The sequence below is a fragment of the Streptomyces sp. NPDC050439 genome, from assembly GCF_040655335.1.
GTDB lineage: Bacteria > Actinomycetota > Actinomycetes > Streptomycetales > Streptomycetaceae > Streptomyces.
In genome coordinates this window covers 338,421-356,596 of record NZ_JBFAJT010000005.1, presented here as the reverse complement: position 1 = coordinate 356,596, position 18,176 = coordinate 338,421, and the positions used below count along the sequence as shown (strand labels likewise).

12 protein-coding genes are annotated in these 18,176 nt (G+C 71.2%); 6 read left to right on the top strand and 6 right to left on the bottom strand.

Annotation, left to right across the window (positions count from 1 at the left end):
• Positions 1-16 precede the first annotated feature (16 nt).
• Together AB0I66_RS22735 and AB0I66_RS22730 are read right to left on the bottom strand one after the other, a co-directional pair.
• Positions 17-523, bottom strand: coding sequence for a hypothetical protein (locus tag AB0I66_RS22735; RefSeq protein WP_363209737.1), 507 nt, complete (start codon positions 521-523; stop codon positions 17-19).
• A gap of 33 nt (positions 524-556) precedes the next feature.
• Positions 557-1,570 carry an AraC family transcriptional regulator gene (locus tag AB0I66_RS22730; protein ID WP_363209736.1) on the bottom strand — a complete coding sequence of 338 codons (1,014 nt, stop codon included), beginning with the start codon at positions 1,568-1,570 and terminating at the stop codon, positions 557-559.
• A gap of 69 nt (positions 1,571-1,639) precedes the next feature.
• On the opposite strand from AB0I66_RS22730, the gene AB0I66_RS22725 reads away from it, so the two are divergent.
• From AB0I66_RS22725 to AB0I66_RS22715, 3 genes are all read left to right on the top strand, one after another.
• Positions 1,640-3,241: an NAD(P)/FAD-dependent oxidoreductase gene (locus AB0I66_RS22725; protein ID WP_363209735.1), complete on the top strand. Its 1,602-nt coding sequence runs from the start codon at positions 1,640-1,642 to the stop codon at positions 3,239-3,241.
• Positions 3,242-3,459: 218 nt separating this feature from the next.
• Positions 3,460-4,599 carry a ribosome small subunit-dependent GTPase A gene (gene rsgA / locus AB0I66_RS22720; RefSeq protein WP_363209734.1) on the top strand — a complete coding sequence of 380 codons (1,140 nt, stop codon included), beginning with the start codon at positions 3,460-3,462 and terminating at the stop codon, positions 4,597-4,599.
• A gap of 99 nt (positions 4,600-4,698) precedes the next feature.
• Complete coding sequence (locus AB0I66_RS22715) at positions 4,699-6,078, top strand: AlkA N-terminal domain-containing protein (protein WP_363210051.1); 1,380 nt, start codon at positions 4,699-4,701, stop codon at positions 6,076-6,078.
• Positions 6,079-6,277: 199 nt separating this feature from the next.
• On the opposite strand, the gene AB0I66_RS22710 is transcribed toward AB0I66_RS22715, so the two are convergent.
• The 4 genes from AB0I66_RS22710 to AB0I66_RS22695 all read right to left on the bottom strand — a co-directional run bounded on the left by AB0I66_RS22710 (position 6,278) and on the right by AB0I66_RS22695 (position 10,760).
• Positions 6,278-6,646 carry a PPOX class F420-dependent oxidoreductase gene (locus tag AB0I66_RS22710; protein WP_363209733.1) on the bottom strand — a complete coding sequence of 123 codons (369 nt, stop codon included), beginning with the start codon at positions 6,644-6,646 and terminating at the stop codon, positions 6,278-6,280.
• A 9-nt stretch (positions 6,647-6,655) separates the two neighbouring features.
• Complete coding sequence (locus tag AB0I66_RS22705) at positions 6,656-9,016, bottom strand: Tat pathway signal sequence domain protein (protein WP_363209732.1); 2,361 nt, start codon at positions 9,014-9,016, stop codon at positions 6,656-6,658.
• A 180-nt stretch (positions 9,017-9,196) separates the two neighbouring features.
• On the bottom strand, positions 9,197-9,679 hold the full coding sequence (locus AB0I66_RS22700) for a DUF456 domain-containing protein (RefSeq protein ID WP_363209731.1): 483 nt from the start codon (positions 9,677-9,679) through the stop codon (positions 9,197-9,199).
• 97 nt (positions 9,680-9,776) lie between these two features.
• On the bottom strand, positions 9,777-10,760 hold the full coding sequence (locus AB0I66_RS22695; protein ID WP_363209730.1) for a helix-turn-helix transcriptional regulator: 984 nt from the start codon (positions 10,758-10,760) through the stop codon (positions 9,777-9,779).
• Positions 10,761-10,965: 205 nt separating this feature from the next.
• Between AB0I66_RS22695 and AB0I66_RS22690 the strand changes: the two genes are divergently transcribed.
• From AB0I66_RS22690 to AB0I66_RS22680, 3 genes are all read left to right on the top strand, one after another.
• The gene (locus AB0I66_RS22690; protein WP_363209729.1) at positions 10,966-14,730 is read left to right on the top strand and encodes a S8 family serine peptidase; all 3,765 of its coding nucleotides are present in this window, start codon (positions 10,966-10,968) and stop codon (positions 14,728-14,730) included.
• Positions 14,731-14,859: 129 nt separating this feature from the next.
• Positions 14,860-16,368: a protein phosphatase 2C domain-containing protein gene (locus tag AB0I66_RS22685; RefSeq protein ID WP_363209728.1), complete on the top strand. Its 1,509-nt coding sequence runs from the start codon at positions 14,860-14,862 to the stop codon at positions 16,366-16,368.
• Between the two features lie 62 nt (positions 16,369-16,430).
• Positions 16,431-18,173 (top strand): pyruvate dehydrogenase, encoded by a 1,743-nt coding sequence (locus AB0I66_RS22680; protein ID WP_363209727.1) that lies wholly within the window; start codon positions 16,431-16,433, stop codon positions 18,171-18,173.
• The last annotated feature ends 3 nt before the right edge of the window (positions 18,174-18,176 follow it).

The window sequence follows — 18,176 nt, the reverse complement described above, 5'->3', positions numbered from 1 at the left end:
CGCACAAGAAACGTTCTCAGGCTCTTCGTTTCCTCGTTCCGTGCACCTCTTCGCGCAGGATGCCCAGGAGCAGATGGTCGGAATCCTCTGATTCCTTTACACGTGCGGTGAATTCGCGCCACAGCGGGTCCGTCTGACTCACCCGGGGATTCGTCCCCTCCTGGTTGTCCCACTCGTGCCACGCGCCGATCCACGCGCGCATCGCCTGGAAGGCGGCCCAGTGCGCGTCGAGGACCGGGTTGGTCGCGTAGATCTCCAGCCGGGCAGCGAGGACATGGACGTCGCTCACCGCCGCACCGGTGCCGTCCGGCCAGTCGCCCGTGTCCGACAACTGCGCGCGCAGGGCGCCGACCCGGTGCACGGCGATCATGGCCTCTTCGTAGACGTCCATGCACCGCGACCACACGCGGTTCTCGCGCTCACGCCTGTCCGTCGCGTGCTGGGTGAGCCAGGCGCCGGAGAAGGAGGCCACGGCGCCAAGCGTCATGCCGATGATCGCCGCTTCGGCCGGATTGAGTCCCACCCCGCCAGCATGAGGGGTCGGCAACGGCCGCGCCTATGAGCCTGCTTCACAAGAGGTGCTCCGAACATCCCGCGGAGTCACCCCCCACCACCGCCTGCAGCAGCGGTTCAGGGCCGACTGTTCGGAGAGGCCCAGGAGTAACGCCACCTGGCCCAGCGGGAGTTCCGTGGTGGTGAGGTAGCGGTGGGCGGCTCCGCGGCGTTCCTCGTCGACGAGCCGGGCGAACGTCGTGTCCTCGTCCCGCAGTCTTCGCTGGAGCGTCCGGGGGTGGACGTTGAGCAGGCGGGCCACCGTGCCGATCTCGGGTGGCGTGGTGCCGAGCGACCTGGCCACGACCGCGCGGACACTGCCGACGATGTCCGCCCCCTCCTTCAGGAGTTGCTCGTCCAGGTACGCGAGTGCCAGGCGGCGCAAGTGCGCGTTGCCGCCGCCGAGCGGCCGGTCCGCCAGGCTCAGGGGAACCCGCAGCAGCGCCGCCGGGCGGTCCGCCTTCACCGGTACGCCGAAGAAGTCCTCGTACACCGGCAAAGGAGCGAGCAGGGGGTGGGGGAGTTCGACCGAGCCGAGGCCGTACGGGCCGACCAGGTAGACGATCGCCCGGTGCATGAAGCCCAGGGAGAGGTCGATGCCCTGGGGTGGCGCCTCGAACCCCTCGCGCATCCCGTACCGCAGGGCGGCCACCCCTGGAGTGCCGTAGGGATCGGGCTCCAGGCTCAGGCTCAGCGAGCGCGCGTGGACGAACAGATAGCGCGTGGTGCACTCCAGGGCGTCCCCGAGTGTCTCGGAGTTCTGGATGGCCAGAGCGAGGGCGCCGAGCATGCCCAGGTCCTGCCGGGCCGCGATCCGCAGGCCGAGATCGGGGCAGTCGAGGTCCGCGGCGGCCAGCTCCAGTACGGTGGCCATCGCCTCGTCGGGCACCAGGACGTCGTCCGCGTCCAGCGCGGCCGTGGGACAGCCCGCCTGCCGGGCGTACGCCTCGGCGTCGCCCCCGAGCTCCGCCACCGTGGCGCGGAAACCCCGGAGCCCCGCTGATCTGATCACGGACATGTCGTCCAGGGTCAAAGATCTGTCGCGCCGGGTCAATTCCTGCCGGGTGTGCTTCCGGACACTGAAGGAATGACGCACTCCGCACACGAAGCAAGGACCGCCGCCGACGACGGCGCCGCCCCGGTCGAGCACATCGACGTCGTGATCGTGGGCGCCGGTCTGTCCGGTGTCGGCGCCGCCTACCGGCTGCAGACCGAATGCCCGGAGCGTTCGTACGCGATCATCGAGGCGCGGCAGTCCATGGGCGGGACGTGGGACCTGTTCCGGTACCCGGGGGTGCGCTCGGACTCCGACATGTTCACCCTCGGCTACGCCTTCAAGCCCTGGCGCGACTCGAAGGTCCTCGCCGACGGCCGCTCCATCCTCAGTTACATCAAGGAGACGGCCGCGGAGTTCGGCATCGACCGCAAGATCCGCTACGGGACCAAGGTCGTCGGCGCCGACTGGTCCACCGCGACGGCACGCTGGACGGTGACCCTGGAGCGCACCGACGAGGACGGCAGCCGCACCCTGACCACCGTCACCTGCGACTTCCTCTACTCCTGCGCGGGCTACTACAACTACGACCAGGGCCACACCCCCGAGTTCGAGGGCGCCGACTCCTTCACCGGCACGGTCGTGCACCCGCAGTTCTGGCCCGAGGACCTGGACCACGCGGGCAAGCGCGTGGTCGTCATCGGCAGCGGCGCCACCGCCGTCACCCTCGTCCCCGCGATGGCGCGGACCGCGGCTCACGTCACCATGCTGCAGCGCAGCCCCACCTGGATCGGCTCGCTCCCCTCGCGGGACAGGCTGGCCGACGGCGTCCGCGCCGTACTGCCCGCGGGCCTGGCGCACCGGGTCGTGCGGACGAAGAACATCCTCTTCACCATCGGCTTCTACCAGTTCTGCCGCCGCAGCCCGAAGGCCGCGCGACGCCTGCTCACCGGCCTCAACAAGCGCATCGTCAAGAACGACCGGCTGATCGCCGACCACCTCACGCCGTCGTACGACCCGTGGGACCAGCGGCTGTGCGCGGTGCCGGACGCCGATCTCTTCGAGGTCCTGAAGACGGGCGACGCGGAGATCGTCACCGACCACATCGACCGCTTCGTCCCCGAGGGCATCCGGCTCAAGTCCGGCCGCGTCCTTGAGGCCGACGTCGTCGTGACCGCCACCGGGCTCCAACTGCTCGCCTTCGGCGGCATCGCCCCGCGCGTCGACGGCCGGCCGGTCGAGCTGAACAAGCAGTTCGTGTGGCGCGGCGCGATGATGACGGGCGTCCCGAACTTCGCCGTGTGCATCGGCTACACCAACGCCTCCTGGACGCTGCGCGCCGACCTCACGTCCCGCCTCGTCTGCAAGGTGCTCAACCACATGCGCGACAACGCCTACGCGGCGGTGGAACCGACACCGACGAGCACCCTCGGCGAACGCCCGCTGCTCGACCTCGCGTCGGGCTACGTCCAGCGCTCCATCGACGCCTTCCCCCGCCAGGGCGACCGCAGCCCCTGGAAGGTCCGGCAGAACTACGTGCTCGATGCCGCGTCGACGATGCGCACCAACCTGCGCAAGACGCTCGCCCCCACACCCCTGTCCGCCGTGCGCCGGGCCCGTACGGCGGCCAGCGGTGCGGGGGCGGCTGCGCAGCCCGTCGCCGCCGGGAGCGAAAAAGGTTGGCGCTCCGCCTGAGGGCGGGGCTAGGGTTGGTCCCGTTCGTCCGGCGGTCCGTTGACCGCCGGTGCCGGTTGAGTGTGATCCAGGAGGTGTGACCGATGGCTGTCGTTGAGATGGGCGCTGCCCGCATCGAGAAGTCCGTCCATTCCACCTCCGTGGCCACCGGCTGACCTACCTTTCTTCCACGCGCCAGTGCGCGTGTGCGCCGGGGCCACCCTGTGAAGGGTCACCCCTTGTCTTCCTCGCTTTCCGCTTCATCCGCTTCATCCTCTTCACCTCAGGCTTCTCTCTCGTCCTCGGACCCGCTCGCGCCCTACGGCTGGGACGAGAACTGGGAGGCCGAGTTCGCCCCGTACGCGGCGCAGGGTCTGCTGCCCGGCCGTGTCCTGCGTGTCGACCGCGGCCAGTGCGACGTCGTCACGCCGGACGGCACGGTGCGTGCGGACACCGAGTTCGTCGTGCCCCGCGACCCGATGAAGGTCGTGTGCACGGGGGACTGGGTCGCGCTCGACCCCGACGGCGGCGATCCGCGGTACGTACGGACGCTGCTGCCGCGCCGTACCGCCTTCGTCCGCTCCACCTCGTCCAAGCGGTCCGAGGGGCAGATCCTGGCGGCCAACGTCGACCACGCGATCATCGCGGTGTCGCTCGCCGTCGAGCTCGACCTCGGCCGGATCGAACGGTTCCTGGCGCTGGCCTGGGAGTCCGGGGCCCAGCCCCTGGTCGTCCTCACCAAGGCCGACCTCGTGCCGGACGCCACGGGCCTGTCCTACCTCGTCGAGGACGTCGAGACATCGGCGCCCGGCGTCCAGGTGCTCCCGGTCAGCGCCACCACCGGGGAAGGCGTCGACATCCTGTGCGCCGTCGTCGCCGGCGGTACGTCGGTCCTGCTCGGCCAGTCCGGAGCGGGCAAGTCGACACTGGCCAACGCACTGATCGGCGAGGACGTCATGCTCGTCAACGCCGCCCGTGACGTGGACGGCAAGGGCCGCCACACCACGACGACCCGCAATCTGCTCGTGCTCCCGGCGGGCGGTGTCCTCATCGATACGCCGGGCCTGCGAGGTGTCGGCCTCTTCGACGCCGGGTCGGGCGTCGGCCAGGTCTTCTCCGAGATCGAGGAGCTCGCGGCCGACTGCCGCTTCCACGACTGCGCCCACACCGCCGAGCCCGGCTGTGCGGTGCTCGCGGCCGTGGAGGACGGCACGCTCCCCGATCGCCGCCTCGACAGCTACCGCAAGCTGATCCGCGAGAACCAGCGCATCGTCGCCAAGACGGACGCGAAGCTCCGCGCGGACATGCGGCGCATGTGGAAGCTGCGGGGCGCGGAGGGCAAGGCGGCCATGGAAGCCAAGCGGGGCCGTATCCGCTAGGAGCATCCGTGTTGCGGGGGCGTGTGTCCGCGCCCCCGCAGCACGGTGTCCGAATTCCGCCAGCCGAAGCGCCGCCCACCCCGCACACTGGATTACGTGATCGATGAAGAGACCAGGTACGAGGCGGTTCGCAGCCGCGACGCGCGCTTCGACGGAGAGTTCTTCTTCGCCGTCGAGACCACCGGCATCTACTGCCGCCCCAGCTGCCCCGCCGTCACCCCGAAGCGCAAGAACGTGCGCTACTACACCACTGCGGCCGCCGCCCAGGGCTCCGGATTCCGGGCCTGCCGACGCTGCCGCCCGGACGCCGTGCCGGGGTCCGCGGAGTGGAACGTACGCGCGGACGTCGTAGGGCGCGCCATGCGCATGATCGGTGACGGTGTCGTCGACCGCGAGGGCGTCTCCGGTCTCGCCGTGCGGCTCGGCTACAGCCCCCGGCAGGTGCAGCGGCAGCTCACCGCCGAGCTCGGGGCCGGGCCCGTCGCCCTCGCGCGGGCCCAACGGGCGCACACCGCACGGGTGTTGCTCCAGACCACGGGTCTGCCGATCACGGAGATCGCGTTCGCCGCGGGGTTCGCGAGCGTCCGGCAGTTCAACGACACGATCCGCGCGGTGTACGCCCTGACGCCCACCGCGCTGCGGGCCGCCGCGCCGCGCGGCGGGGGCGCCGGGCAGGCGACCCCGGCGGCCGGGGTGCCGCTGCGGCTTGCCTACCGGGGGGCTTATCAGGCGGGCGCCGTCTTCGACCTGCTCGCCGAGGAGGCCGTCGCCGGAATCGAGCAGGTCAGCGGGGCACGGGGTGGGAAGCCAGGTGGGAAGCCGGGCGGGCGGACGTACCGGCGCACGTTGCGGCTGCCGTACGGCACGGGGATCGTGGCCGTCGAGGAGAGCGACCACGGGGTCGGCGGGTGGCTGGACGCGCGGCTCCACCTGACCGACCTGCGGGACCTCACGACCGCCGTGCAGCGGTTGCGCCGGCTCTTCGACCTCGACGCCGATCCCTACGCCGTCGACGAGCGGCTCGGCGCCGACCCCCGCCTCGCCCCGCTGGTCGCGGCGCGGCCGGGCCTCCGGTCGCCGGGTGCCGCCGATCCCGACGAGTTCGCGGTGCGGGCGCTTGTGGGGCGCGATGTTGCCTCGCTCCTGGTGGAGCGGTACGGGAAGGCGCTGGACGCGCCGTGCGGGACGCTGACCCATGTCTTCCCGGAGCCCGGCGCGCTTGCCGGGGAGCCGGGGCCTTTGGGCGAGCTGGCGACTGCCCTCGCCGACGGGCGGGTGCGGCTGGACGCGGGGGCGGACCGGGAGGATGCGGAGGCTGGTCTTGTGGCCTTGGAGGGTGGGGTGGATGCGGGGGTGGTTGCCTTGATTCGGATGCGGGCGTTGGGGGATCCGGACGTGGGGTGGCCGGGGGGGGGGGCGGCTGAGGGGTGGCGGCCTTGGCGGTCGTATGGGGTGCGGCATGTGTTGGCGGCGGGTTAGGGATTGGTCCCCAACCCCGCCCCCGGCTGTGACATTTGCGGCTCCGCCGCGGGTCGCTCGGCGCGAGGGCCCTCCTCAAACGCCGGAGGGGCTGAAAGATTCAGCCCCTCCGGCGTTTGAGGAGCGGGGTCTGGGGCGGAGCCCCAGGTAGGTCCGGGGCGCAGGCACGGTTTTTGGGAAGGGGCGGGGTTGGGGAGAATTACTGCTCAAGCCCCCAGCTATGGATCCGCCGAGGATGAATCCGGATCAGCTCCTCGCTGAAGTGAGGGCCCAACTCATGCGGCCCCGTGAGGAGTTCCGCCTCCCCCCGGATATCAACCCCCCGCACCTTCCACGGCCGCTCACTCACGACATCGTCCACGACCAGCGACACCTTCGGATTCTTCTGGAGGTTGCGCCACTTCTTGGTCGTGCCCAGCGCGTACCCGCCGATCAGGATCGTCCCGTCGTCCTGCGGGAAGAACCCGACAGGATTGGCCTGCGGCTGCCCCGTCGCGTCCACGCTGGCCATCCGGCCCAGACGCTGGGACTTGAGGTACGCCCGCTCGGCCTCGCTGAATTCGGTCATGGCGCGAGCCTAAGCCGCGGGCAGGCCCCAGCGCGGAGCAGCCTCGTTCGGTTCGACCGGAGCGATCCGCAGATCCGGCCGGTCTCCCTCGGCGGTGATCAGCGCCGACTCGCCCCGCCGCAGGGTGATCCTGACGGCGCCGTCGCCCGCATCCTCGTACCGCAGCGGACGCCCTCGCCCGTCCCGCACCTCGATCGCCCCCGCGATCCCATGCCGTACGACGCACGGCGCCCCCGCCTCGCTCACGAGTCGCACCCACCGGGTCGCCCCGCCCTCGCGGACAGCGCTGAGCAGGAACGCCCCCTGCGTACGGAAGTCGTGCACCGTCAGGTCCGCCCACGCCGACGGCAGCGCGGGGAAGACGCGGATGGTGTCGCCCCAGGACTGGCAGACCATGTCGTGCAGGGACTGCGCGGCGGAGAGCGGGGTCTCGATGACCGGGCCCGACTCCTTGTACATGGTGTTGGGCTGGATGAAGCGCGTCATCAGCTGCCCAAGGTACTTCAGCGCGTCCTCGCCCTTGCCGAGCAGCGCGGACATCGACGCGGCCCCCGTGAACGTGTAGCCCTGCAGCGCTCCCTCGAAGCCGACCCAGTGCGTCAACGACCGCTCGATCAGGGCGCGTTCCTCCGCCGTGCGGCCCGTCACCTCGTACAGCGGGTACACCGCGAGCATGTGGGAGTAGTGGCGGTGCGACTTCGCGAAGGGGATGTCCGCGCCGATCATGTAGCCGTTCGCGTCGGTCGGGTACGCGGTCAGCCTGCCCGTCACTGCCCTCCAGCGCGGCGCCAACTTGTCGTCCAAGCCCAGGAGTTCCGCCGCTTCGAGGAGCGTGCGGCAGCCCCACTTCAGCAGCATCAAGTCGTAGTTGCAGTCGCGTGAGTTGCCGCCGTACTCGGGGGAGTAGGTCGCCGGGAGGTGCAGCTTGCCGTCCGCGCCCGGCTCCAGGAAGTGCAAGTAGTAGTTGATCGCCTTGCGGAGCAAGGGGAACAGGACGTCGCGCAGGATCGACTCGTCCATGGTGTGGCGGTAGCTCAGCCAGACGTTGTGCAGCGCCCAAGTGAGGTTGCCGACCTCGGGGGTCGGTGGGTCCTGGCCCGGGATGCCGACTCCGTAGCCGCCGTCCGTCACCGACGCTCCGTTCACCAGGGACGGGTCCGTGGTGCGGGGGATGCCGAGGGAGTCGGCGCGATAGGGGGCCGCCATCTCCTGGGTGAGGTTGGCCCGGAATTCACTCAACGCGCGTGTGACGGCGTCGAGTTCGAGGTGGTTGGAGCCGTGGATCAGCCAGTACTCCAGCTGCACGTTCAGGTTCCACCAGGTGTTGGGCCACGGCGTGGGCTCCAGCCAAGGGCCGCAGGTGGCCATCACCGGGGCGTCGCGGCGGGCGGCGGCCGCCGTCTTGTAGAGCTGGATCCAGTAGAAGCGCTGCATCCTGGCGTCGGGCAGCGACAGGAAGCTCTTGCGGTAGTACGCGTGCCACCAGGCCCGGTGCGATGCCGCGAGACCGCCGTATGGGAGGACCGCCGCACTCCGCACCGCGTGGACCGCCCGGTCGCGTGCCGTCGTCCCCGGGTGTGAGTGCGCCACGTTTACGTACAGCGTCCGGGCGCCGCCCCGCGTCCGCTCCCGCCACGCCGTGACGTGCTGCCCGCCGGCGAGCAGCGGTTGTACGGCGGCCGTGACGCCGTCGTGCTCCTTGACCTCGGCAGGAGGGTTGCCCGCGTAACCCTCCGGCAGCGGCTTGAACGCGGCACGCGGGCTGATCGCCTCCGCGGGGTGGAACACCCAGCGGAAGCCGCGCTCGCCCGAACTCGGGGTGACCTCGACGGCGAGGACGGAGCGCGTGGTGTGCACCTGCGCGCGCAGCTTCAGGGTGCCCTTGTTCGTGGTGAGAGTGCCGGTCAGCTCGGCGTCGCGCAGCCGCAGGCGCCAGTCGATGCCGGTGATCCTGCCGACGGGTTCCAGGGTGAAGTGGCCGATGGGCAGGCGGGCGAGGCCGAAGAGGGAGCCGAACTCGGGGCGGTGGTCCTGCACCTCGGAATGCTGGATGTTGAAGCGCAGGGCCGTGGTCGCGCCGCCTGGCTGCGGGCTCGGTTCCGCGTAGATGCCCGAGCCCAGGAAGCCGTTGCCGAGGTAGGGGCCCTCGTACCAGGTCTTCGGCAGCTTCTGCCAGACCAGGTCGGCGTCGTCGAGGACGGTGCGCCAGGGGTCGCCTGGAACGCGCACGTCCGCCGCCTCCCGGGGGGCGGTCGGTGCGGCGGGTACGGCCGGTGCGGCGGTGGCCTGGGCGGGCAGGCCGCCGGCCATCAGCGCGCCGCCGACCGCCGATCCGGTGGCGAGCACGGTTCTTCTGGACGGTCCGGCCATCGCGTCTCCCGAGTCAGTGCCGCATATCGCAATCATGGAGTCATCGGAGCTTTGCCTCGCTGAAAGCTAGAGAAGGTGAGGCACCGCGTCAATGAGTCGGGATAGATCCGATGGGCGTACATGTACGTGAACGAGAACAGCGACGTGAGCTGGTATCGCGTACGAACGTGAACCGGAGGCTCAGCCCCAGATCACGGCCCCCAGCCACGCCCCCGCGATGAGCAGGCATGCGAACAGCTCGGTCAGCACGCTCCAGCCGCCCGCCCGCATGGCCGTCCGCGTAGCCGTCACCGCCTGCCCATGCCCGCCGAGCCGCTGCCGCTCACTCACGTAGATCCCTCCGATGAACCCCGGCAGCGACCCGATCACCGGCACCACGCAGAACCCGACGAGGGCCCCGGCACCCGCGTACACGGCGGTCCGGCGCGTGGCGCCGCTCTGCCGGAAGCGTCGCGGCGGCAGCAGCCATCGGATGCCTTGCGCGACGAGGAGCACGACGGACGCGCCGACCAGGACCCACCAGGTGACCGGCTCAGGGTCCTTCAGCGCCCACCACAACACTGCGGCCCACACCAGCCACGGCCCCGGCACGCCAGGTACGAGCACTCCGCCGATCCCGAGCAGCAGCACGACTCCGACCAGCAGGAGTTCCCAGGCTCCCATCTGTCAAGCGTGCCGGAAGCGGGAGAAAACCGCAGGTCGCGCAAGCCGCCACAGCCCGCGCAAGCCCCAAAGCCCCCACAGCCCCCTTAGCCCGGCCCTAGCGCGCCACCCAGCCCCGCTCATACGCGTGCCAGCCCAACTGCAGCCGCGTCGTCACGCCCGTCAGCTCCATGAGCCGCTTGACCCGGCGCTGCACGGTCCGAAGGCCCAGGTCGAGCTGCTTGGCGACGCTCGCGTCCGTCAGGCCCGCGAGCAGCAGCGAAAGGATCTCCAGATCCGCGCCGTCGGGGCCCTCGGGAGCGTCCTCGGTGACCGAGTGGCCTGCCTCGCCGAGCCGTAGCGGCAGCGCGTCACGCCACACCGCCTCGAAGAGGCCCGTCAGGGATTCGAGCAGGCCGCTGGCGTGCACCACGAGCGCGGCGGGCTCCGCCCTGCGCGAGGTCAGCGGCACCATCGCGAGAGAGCCGTCGGCGATCACCAGCTTCGTCGGGACGCGGTCCACGACGCGCACCTGTTCGTTGCGGCCGATCGCCGTCGACAGTTCGATCAGGCCGGTGGGCAGGGCGAGGACGGAGCGCTCGACCACCACGCGGTAGGTCACGCCACGGCCCGCGGCCTGCTCCTCCGCGTCGTTCTCCATGCCGGTGATCGCCACGGGGTTGCCGGTCACCAGGGCGCACACCTCGTGGCTCGCGCCCAGCTGGAGCTGGAGGAAGCGCTGCGAGACCGCGCCCGCGCCGGTGACCACCTCGACCAGGTCGTGCACGGTGGGCTCGGCGGCCTGCGCGCGGTACTCCTCGGCGAGCAGCTTCGCCGCGAGCTCCGCCTTCTCCAGCTCGTGCCGCTGCTGGGTCAGCAGCGCGCCGAGCGCGACGCCGGGCGGGGCCGCCACCCACCGGCCCGCCTTGCCGGACGCCTGGGCCGCGAGGCCGTGCAGTTCGAGGCGGCGCAGCGCGCGGACCGTCTCCGGCTCGCCGAGCGAGAGCCGCCGCGCGAGATCGGGCACGTCGGCGGCGCCCACCGCGACCAGCGCGCGGTACGCCGATTCGTGCAGCTCGTCCAGACCTATCGCAGCCAGCATGCGGCGACGTCCCTCCCCAGAGATCCGTTCCGACGGCGCCCTGGCGGGAAACAGCCACGGCGTAAACCCGCCCCAGGACATCATCCCCGCACCCCCCGCCTCTCTGCCAAGGTGACGCCACCGCAGCACCAACGGCAGCCGTGATTAGGGCCTTTGGTCCCTTTTCGGCTGTGGTTCCGCATGCCCATCAACCCTGGGGAGAGCGATGCGCCCGATATCGCGTACGGCCTTGGGGGCGGCGTCCGCCGTCGTCCTCGCCGTCACCGCGGCCGTCCCGTCCGCGGCCGAGCCACGTACGGCCACGGCGGACACGAGTCCGCTGGTGGGCAGTGCCCCACGCGGCGAGGGAAGCTCCGTCGTCACCCTCGTCACCGGCGACCGCGTCCTCGTGACGTCCGGCACGACGTCCGACGGCAAGGACCGTGCGGGTGCGAGCGCCCTGCCCGGCGCCGACGGCACGGTGCCGGTCGTCCAGACCAGGCAGTCCGGCAAGGACCTGTACGTCTACCCGGAGGGCGCCGTCCACGCGATCGCCGACGGCAGGGTCGACGAGGAGCTCTTCAACGTCACCGGCCTCGTCCGCCAGGGTTATGACGACGCGCACGCCGAGCAGCTCCCGCTGATCGCCGTGTACGACAAGACCGTCGACGTCACGCGCGCCGTGCCCGCCACTCCGCGCGGCGCCGAACGCGGGCCCGTCCTCGAACCCGTCGACGGGGTCGCGATGAAGGCCGACAAGAAGAAGGCCGCGGACTTCTGGGCGGACATCACCTCACCCAAGTCCCGTGCCGCGTCCGACCTGAAGAAGCTCTGGCTCGACGCCAAGGTCAAGGCCACTCTCGACCGGTCGACGAAGCAGGTGCACGCCCCCGAGGCCTGGGCCGCGGGGTACGACGGCAAGGGCACCAAGGTCGCCGTCCTCGACACCGGCGCCGACGCGGAGCACCCCGACCTGAAGGGCCGGATCGGCGCGGTCAAGAACTTCACCGAGTCGCCGGACAACGAGGACCGCCAGGGCCACGGCACCCACACCACCTCCACCGTCGGCGGCAGCGGCGCGGCCAGCGGCGGCAAGAAGAAGGGCGTCGCGCCCGGCACCGAGCTGCTGCACGGCAAGGTGCTCGACGACAGCGGCTCCGGCGCCACTTCGTGGATCATCGCGGGCATGCAGTGGGCCGTCGACGAGAAGGCCGACGTCGTCTCCATGAGCCTCGGCAACCCGGCGCGTACCGACTGCACCGATCCGATGAGCACGGCCACGGAGGAGCTCGCGCAGTCGAGCAAGGACACCCTCTTCGTGCTCGCGGCGGGCAACACGGGCCCGAGCCTCAACTCCGTTTCCTCGCCCGGCTGCGCGCCGAGCGTCCTGACCGTCGGCGCCGTCGACCGCGACGACTCGACGGCCCCCTTCTCCAGCCGCGGGCCCGCCTACGGCTCGCACACCCTCAAGCCGGAGATCGCCGCGCCGGGCGTCGACATCTCCGCGGCCGCCGCGGGCGGCAGGGGTGTCTACGCCTACCGGTCCATGAGCGGTACGTCGATGGCGACCCCGCACGTCGCGGGCGCCGCCGCCCTGGTCAAGCAGCGCCACCCGGACTGGACGGCGCAGCAGATCAAGTCGGCCCTCGTGTCGTCCGCGGACAGCCGCATCCCCGGCGACGTGACCGAGACCGGCGGCGGACGGCTCGACGTGAAGGCCGCCGTCGACCAGAAGGTGCTCGGCTCGCCCGCGGTGCAGGGCGGCACCTTCGGCTGGCCCCAGGACCACTCGGACCGTACGACGGTCGACGTCCCGTACACCAACACCACCGGCAAGGCAGTGGAGTTGAAGCTGTCCGTGCAGGGCGTCACCGGCAACGACGGATCGGCCGTGCAGTCCGGTGTCGCAAAGCTCGGCGCGCGCTCCGTGAAGGTCGCCGCCGGGGCCACGGTCAAGGTCCCGCTGAAGCTCGCCCCCGACGCGCACCTCAAGCGCTCCCAGTACGGCGACGTGACCGGCCGTGTCCTGGCGAAGTCCGGCGGTGTCGCGGTCTCCACGCCCTTCTCCCTCTACGTGCAGCCGGAGACGGTCAGCCTCCGCGTGAAGCTCGTCGACCGCGACGGGAAGCCCGCCGCGGGACCCTCGTCCGTCGACCTCATCGGCACCGACGACGCCACCGGCGAGCGGCGCTTCAACGAGGGCGCGAACGACCAGACATACCAAGTACGCCCCGGCGCCTACTTCTTGACGGGCTTCATCGCCACCCCGGACGCGGACGGCGGCACCCTGACCGACTCGCTCACGCACATCGCCCGGCCCCAGGTCGAGGTGAAGAAGGACATGACCGTCACGCTCGACGCCCGCGAGGCACACCGCCTCACCGTCAGGACGGACAAGAAGTCCGAGGTGCGCGGGGCCACCCTCGGGTTCGCCCGCACCTGGGGCACCGACAATTGGGTGCACGCGGGCACCGCCGCCGGGCCGCGCTCCATCCGCGGCTTCTACCAGTCCGTGGAGGGCAAGGCCACCGACGGCACCTTCGAGTCCGGCAGCTACTGGCGCGCCGCAGCGCCCCTGCTCTCCGAACTCGCAGTAGTGGGCGGCAAGCCGCTGCACCCCGTGACCGCGTCGACCGGCTCGGCCAACCTCGACGGCACGGGCAAGGCAGCGCTCGTGGACGCCGGCTCCGGTACGCCGGAGGAGCTGGAGGCAGCCGGGGTCAAGGGGAAGATCGCCCTGGTCAAGGTCCCGGACAGCGGCAGCGCGAACGCCGTCGCCACGAACGCGAAGGCGGCGGGCGCACTCGCCGTCATCGCCCACCGCACGGCACCGGGCCGCTGGTACCCCTCGGCCGGCCTCAGCGGTTCCCCGCTGCCGGTCCTCGGCATCCAGACAGGTGAGGCGACCGCCCTGCTCGCCCAACTGGGCGACGGCGACGTCGAATTGAAGTGGAAGGGCACGGCCAAGAGCCCCTACGTCTACAACCTCGCCTTCCCCGAGACCGGCCAGATCCGCGACGACCGCACCTACCGCGTACGCGACAAGGACCTCGCCGCGAACGAGGCCACCTACCGTGCGATGGGCACGGCGACGGACTACGTGGACCTGCCGTCCGCCGTCCGCCCCTCGGGCCTTGAGGTGTACTTCGCCGACATCGAGTCGGTCCCGGCCCCCGGCAAGCGCACCGAGTACTACTCGGCGGGCACGACCGGCTGGGGCCACCAGGTCTCCAGCAGCTTCCCGTTCGGCGAATTCATGATCGACCCGGTGCGGACCTACGAGAAGGGGGAGCGGCGCAGCGAGAGCTGGTACGAGGGAGTGCTCACCCCCGCCGCGCCACGCGACGCCGACGGCGGTCCCGGCCTCGCGGGGGAGCGGCAGGGCAACCTGATCGGTGTCGCGCCCGGATTCTGGGCCGACAGTGAACACGCGGGCATCCAGGGCGGGTTCGGCGACATCGGCAGCGTCCAGCTGAAGCGGAACGGCGAGGTCGTGGGCGAGTCCGGCTGGCCGTCCGGCGTGTTCTCCGTCCCGGCGGAGGACTCCGCGTACGAACTCACCCTGAACACGCGGAAGATCGGCTCGAAGGTCTGGCACCGGTCCTCGGAGACGCAGACCACGTGGGCGTTCCGCTCGCACCTCGACGAAAAGGTCCACTCGCAGGGCATCCCGATGCTGTTCCCGCGCTATCGGCTGCCGGAGGACGGCATGAAGACCCTCGCGGCCAAGGACGGCCAGAAGATTGGGCTGACGGCGACAGGGCACTCGGGTTACGAGCCGGGCGCGCTCAAGGCGGCGGCCCTGTCCTACTCGTACGACGAGGGCAAGACCTGGACCGAGGCCAAGACGTCCGCATCCGGCGGCAGGTGGACCGCCACCGTCGACCACGCGGGCGCCTCGGGGAAGCAGGTCTGGCTCAGGACCGAACTGACGGATACGAACGGAAGTTCCGTCACTCAGACAGTGGCCCGCGCCTACGACGTGCGATAAACACACAGACACCGCCGGGCGGTCCTCCCGTGGGGGGTGGGCCCGCCCGGCGGCCCTCATCACTCTTCCGGTGGCCGGATTTTCCGGATGCACCGTTTTCGTACGGCCTTTGCGGTGGACAATAGGGGCATGAGCCAGCAGGGGGAGAGGCACGACGGAGCCTCCGGCCAGGAGGACGACTGGTGGGGTCAGCTCTACGACGACTCCGCTCATGACACGGGTCCGGCGGAGGCGGCCGACACCCTCGACGACAGGTTCGCCTCGGCTTCCGCGGCGGCGGGCGAGGGTGCGGTCGATTCCTCCCCGGGGGGCGATGGCACGGAAGGGACACTTCCGCGCGCCGGCCGCTTCCCCGACCCGGAGCCGCCGCCCCCGGATTTCCGGGACCGGCGGAACGCGGCCCCGGAATCCACCCCGGAACCAACCCCGCCGCCGGGGGAGCCCCCCGCCCGCGTCCGCCCCGACGTCGCCCCCTGGGAGCCGTCCGCCGGGTCCGCGGGGCCGGTCACCTTCCTGACGGGGCCGCCGAGGCCGCCCGAAGACCCGAGCCGCACCACCGCCGTCCCCGCACCCCGCGCGCCCGAAGAGTCCGCGGCCCCCACACCGCAGCCGCCCGCGCCGCCTCCGCCGCCCACACGGCCCGCACCGAACCCCTCCGTGGCCGCCGTCCCGTACGTCGGCGACGGGCCGCCCACCTACGACGCCGAGCCCACCGTCCTGCCCGTCGCCGACCCCGACGACCTGGGCGATCTGGTCGCCGACACCGTGCTCGACGGCGCGCGGTACGGCACCTCCACCCTGCGGGCCGTCTCCGTGCGCGGGGACTCCGCGCGCTACCGGGGCGAGCCGCGCCGCGACTCGCTGCTCACCGCGCGCTTCGGGACCGGGGAGAGCGCACTCGTCCTGGTCGCCATGGCCACCGGAGCGCGGGCCACACCCGGCGCCCACCGCGCCGCCGCCGAGGCGTGCGCCTGGATCGGGCGTGCCGTGGGCCGCAGCCATCAGCGGCTGTCCGAGGACATCAGGGCCGCCCGGCGCGGGGACCTCAAGAGCGGTCTGCACCGGCTCACGGACCGCAGCCTCGGCAAGCTCCGCGCGCACGCGGCCGACCTCGGCATCGAGCCCGAGGAGTACGCGGCGTCCCTGCGCTGCCTCCTTCTGACGGCCGACCCCGAGTGCCGCACCCGCGTCTTCTTCGGCGTCGGCGGCGGCGGACTCTTCCGGCTCAGGGACGGCGCATGGCAGGACATCGAGCCGCAGGTCAGCGACGCCGCCGTGGACCCGGGGCCGCCCGTGGTCGGCTTCGGGTCGGTGCCGCCGGAAACCCCCGACGGCGACCGGCTCACCATGGACATGGGGATCGTCACGCCCCCGAGTCCGTACGAGCCCGCGCCCGAGCCGCCACCCCGCGAACCCTTCCGCTTCCGGGCCTCCGTAGCCCGCCCGGGTGACGCCCTGATGCTCTGCAGCGGCGGCCTCGCCGAGCCCCTGCGCGGCGAACCCGAACTGGCCGCTCACCTCACCCAGCGGTGGGCGAAGGGCGGCCCCCCGGGCCTGGCGACCTTCCTCACGGACATCCAGGTCAGGGTCAAGGGGTACGCGGACGACAGGACCGCGGCCGCCGTTTGGGAGGCGTGAGCGCCCGCCCTGTGAATTCATGGACCCAAGAGAGTCAAGGGGACTGAAGGGTTCGTGAAGCCATGGCCAAGCAGAACGTCGCCGAACAGTTCGTCGACATCCTCCACCGCGCCGGTGTGCGCCGGATGTACGGAGTCGTGGGCGACAGCCTCAACCCGGTCGTGGACGCGATCAGACGCACCAAGGGCATTGAGTGGGTGCAGGTCAGGCACGAGGAGACCGCTGCCTTCGCGGCCGGTGCCGAGGCCCAGATCACCGGCAGCCTCGCCGTCTGCGCCGGCTCCTGCGGCCCCGGCAACCTCCACCTGATCAACGGCCTCTACGACGCCCACCGCTCCATGGCGCCCGTCCTGGCCCTCGCGTCGCACATCCCCTCCAGCGAGATCGGTCTCTCCTTCTTCCAGGAGACCCACCCCGACCGGCTCTTCCAGGACTGCAGTCACTACAGCGAGATGATCTCCAGCCCGAAGCAGATGCCGCGGCTCCTGCACACCGCCATCCAGCACGCGATCGGGCAGTCCGGCGTCAGTGTCGTCACCCTGCCCGGCGACATCGCCGACGAGCCCGCCCCCGACAAGTCCGCCGAGAGCGCCCTCGTCACCTCGCGCCCCACCGTGCGCCCCGGCGACACGGAGATCGACAAGCTCGCCGCGATGATCGACAAGGCGGACAAGGTCACCCTCTTCTGCGGCAGCGGCACGGCCGGCGCGCACGCCGAGGTCATGGCGTTCGCCGAGAAGATCAAGTCCCCGGTGGGCCATGCCCTGCGCGGCAAGGAGTGGATCCAGTACGACAACCCGTACGACGTCGGCATGAGCGGGCTGCTCGGCTACGGCGCCGCGTACGAGGCCACCCACGAGTGCGACCTGCTCATCCTGCTTGGCACCGACTTCCCGTACAACGCCTTCCTGCCCGACGACGTGAAGATCGCCCAGGTCGACGTGCGCCCCGAGAGGCTCGGCCGCCGCTCCAAGCTGGACCTCGCCGTCTGGGGCGACGTACGCGAGACCCTGCGCTGTCTGACCCCGCGCGTTGCGCCCAAGAGCAACCGCAAGTTCCTCGACAAGATGCTGAAGAAGCACGCGGACGCCCTGGAAGGCGTCATCAAGGCCTACACGCGCAAGGTCGACAAGCACGTCCCGATCCATCCCGAGTACGTCGCGTCCGTCGTCGACGAACTCGCCGCAGACGACGCGGTGTTCACCGTCGACACGGGCATGTGCAACGTCTGGGCGGCCCGCTATCTCTCGCCGAACGGCAGACGCCGCATCATCGGTTCCTTCAGCCACGGCTCGATGGCCAACGCCCTGCCGCAGGCGATCGGCGCCCAGTTCACCGACCGCGGGCGGCAGGTCATCTCCATGTCCGGCGACGGCGGATTCTCCATGCTGATGGGCGACTTCCTCACCCTCGTCCAGTACGACCTGCCGGTGAAGATCGTCCTCTTCAACAACTCGTCCCTCGGCATGGTCGAGCTGGAGATGCTGGTGGCCGGGCTCCCTTCGTTCGGCACCGACAACCACAACCCCGACTTCGCCGCCGTCGCCCGGGCGGCCGGTGCCTATGGAGTACGGGTCGAGAAGCCCAAGCAGCTCGCGGGCGCCCTGAAGGACGCCTTCGCGCACAAGGGCCCCGCCCTCGTAGACATCGTCACGGACCCGAACGCCCTCTCCATCCCGCCCAAGATCAGCTCCGAGATGGTGACCGGCTTCGCGCTCTCCGCCAGCAAGATAGTCCTGGACGGCGGCGTCGGCCGCATGGTCCAGATGGCACGCTCCAACCTGCGGAACGTGCCACGCCCCTGACGT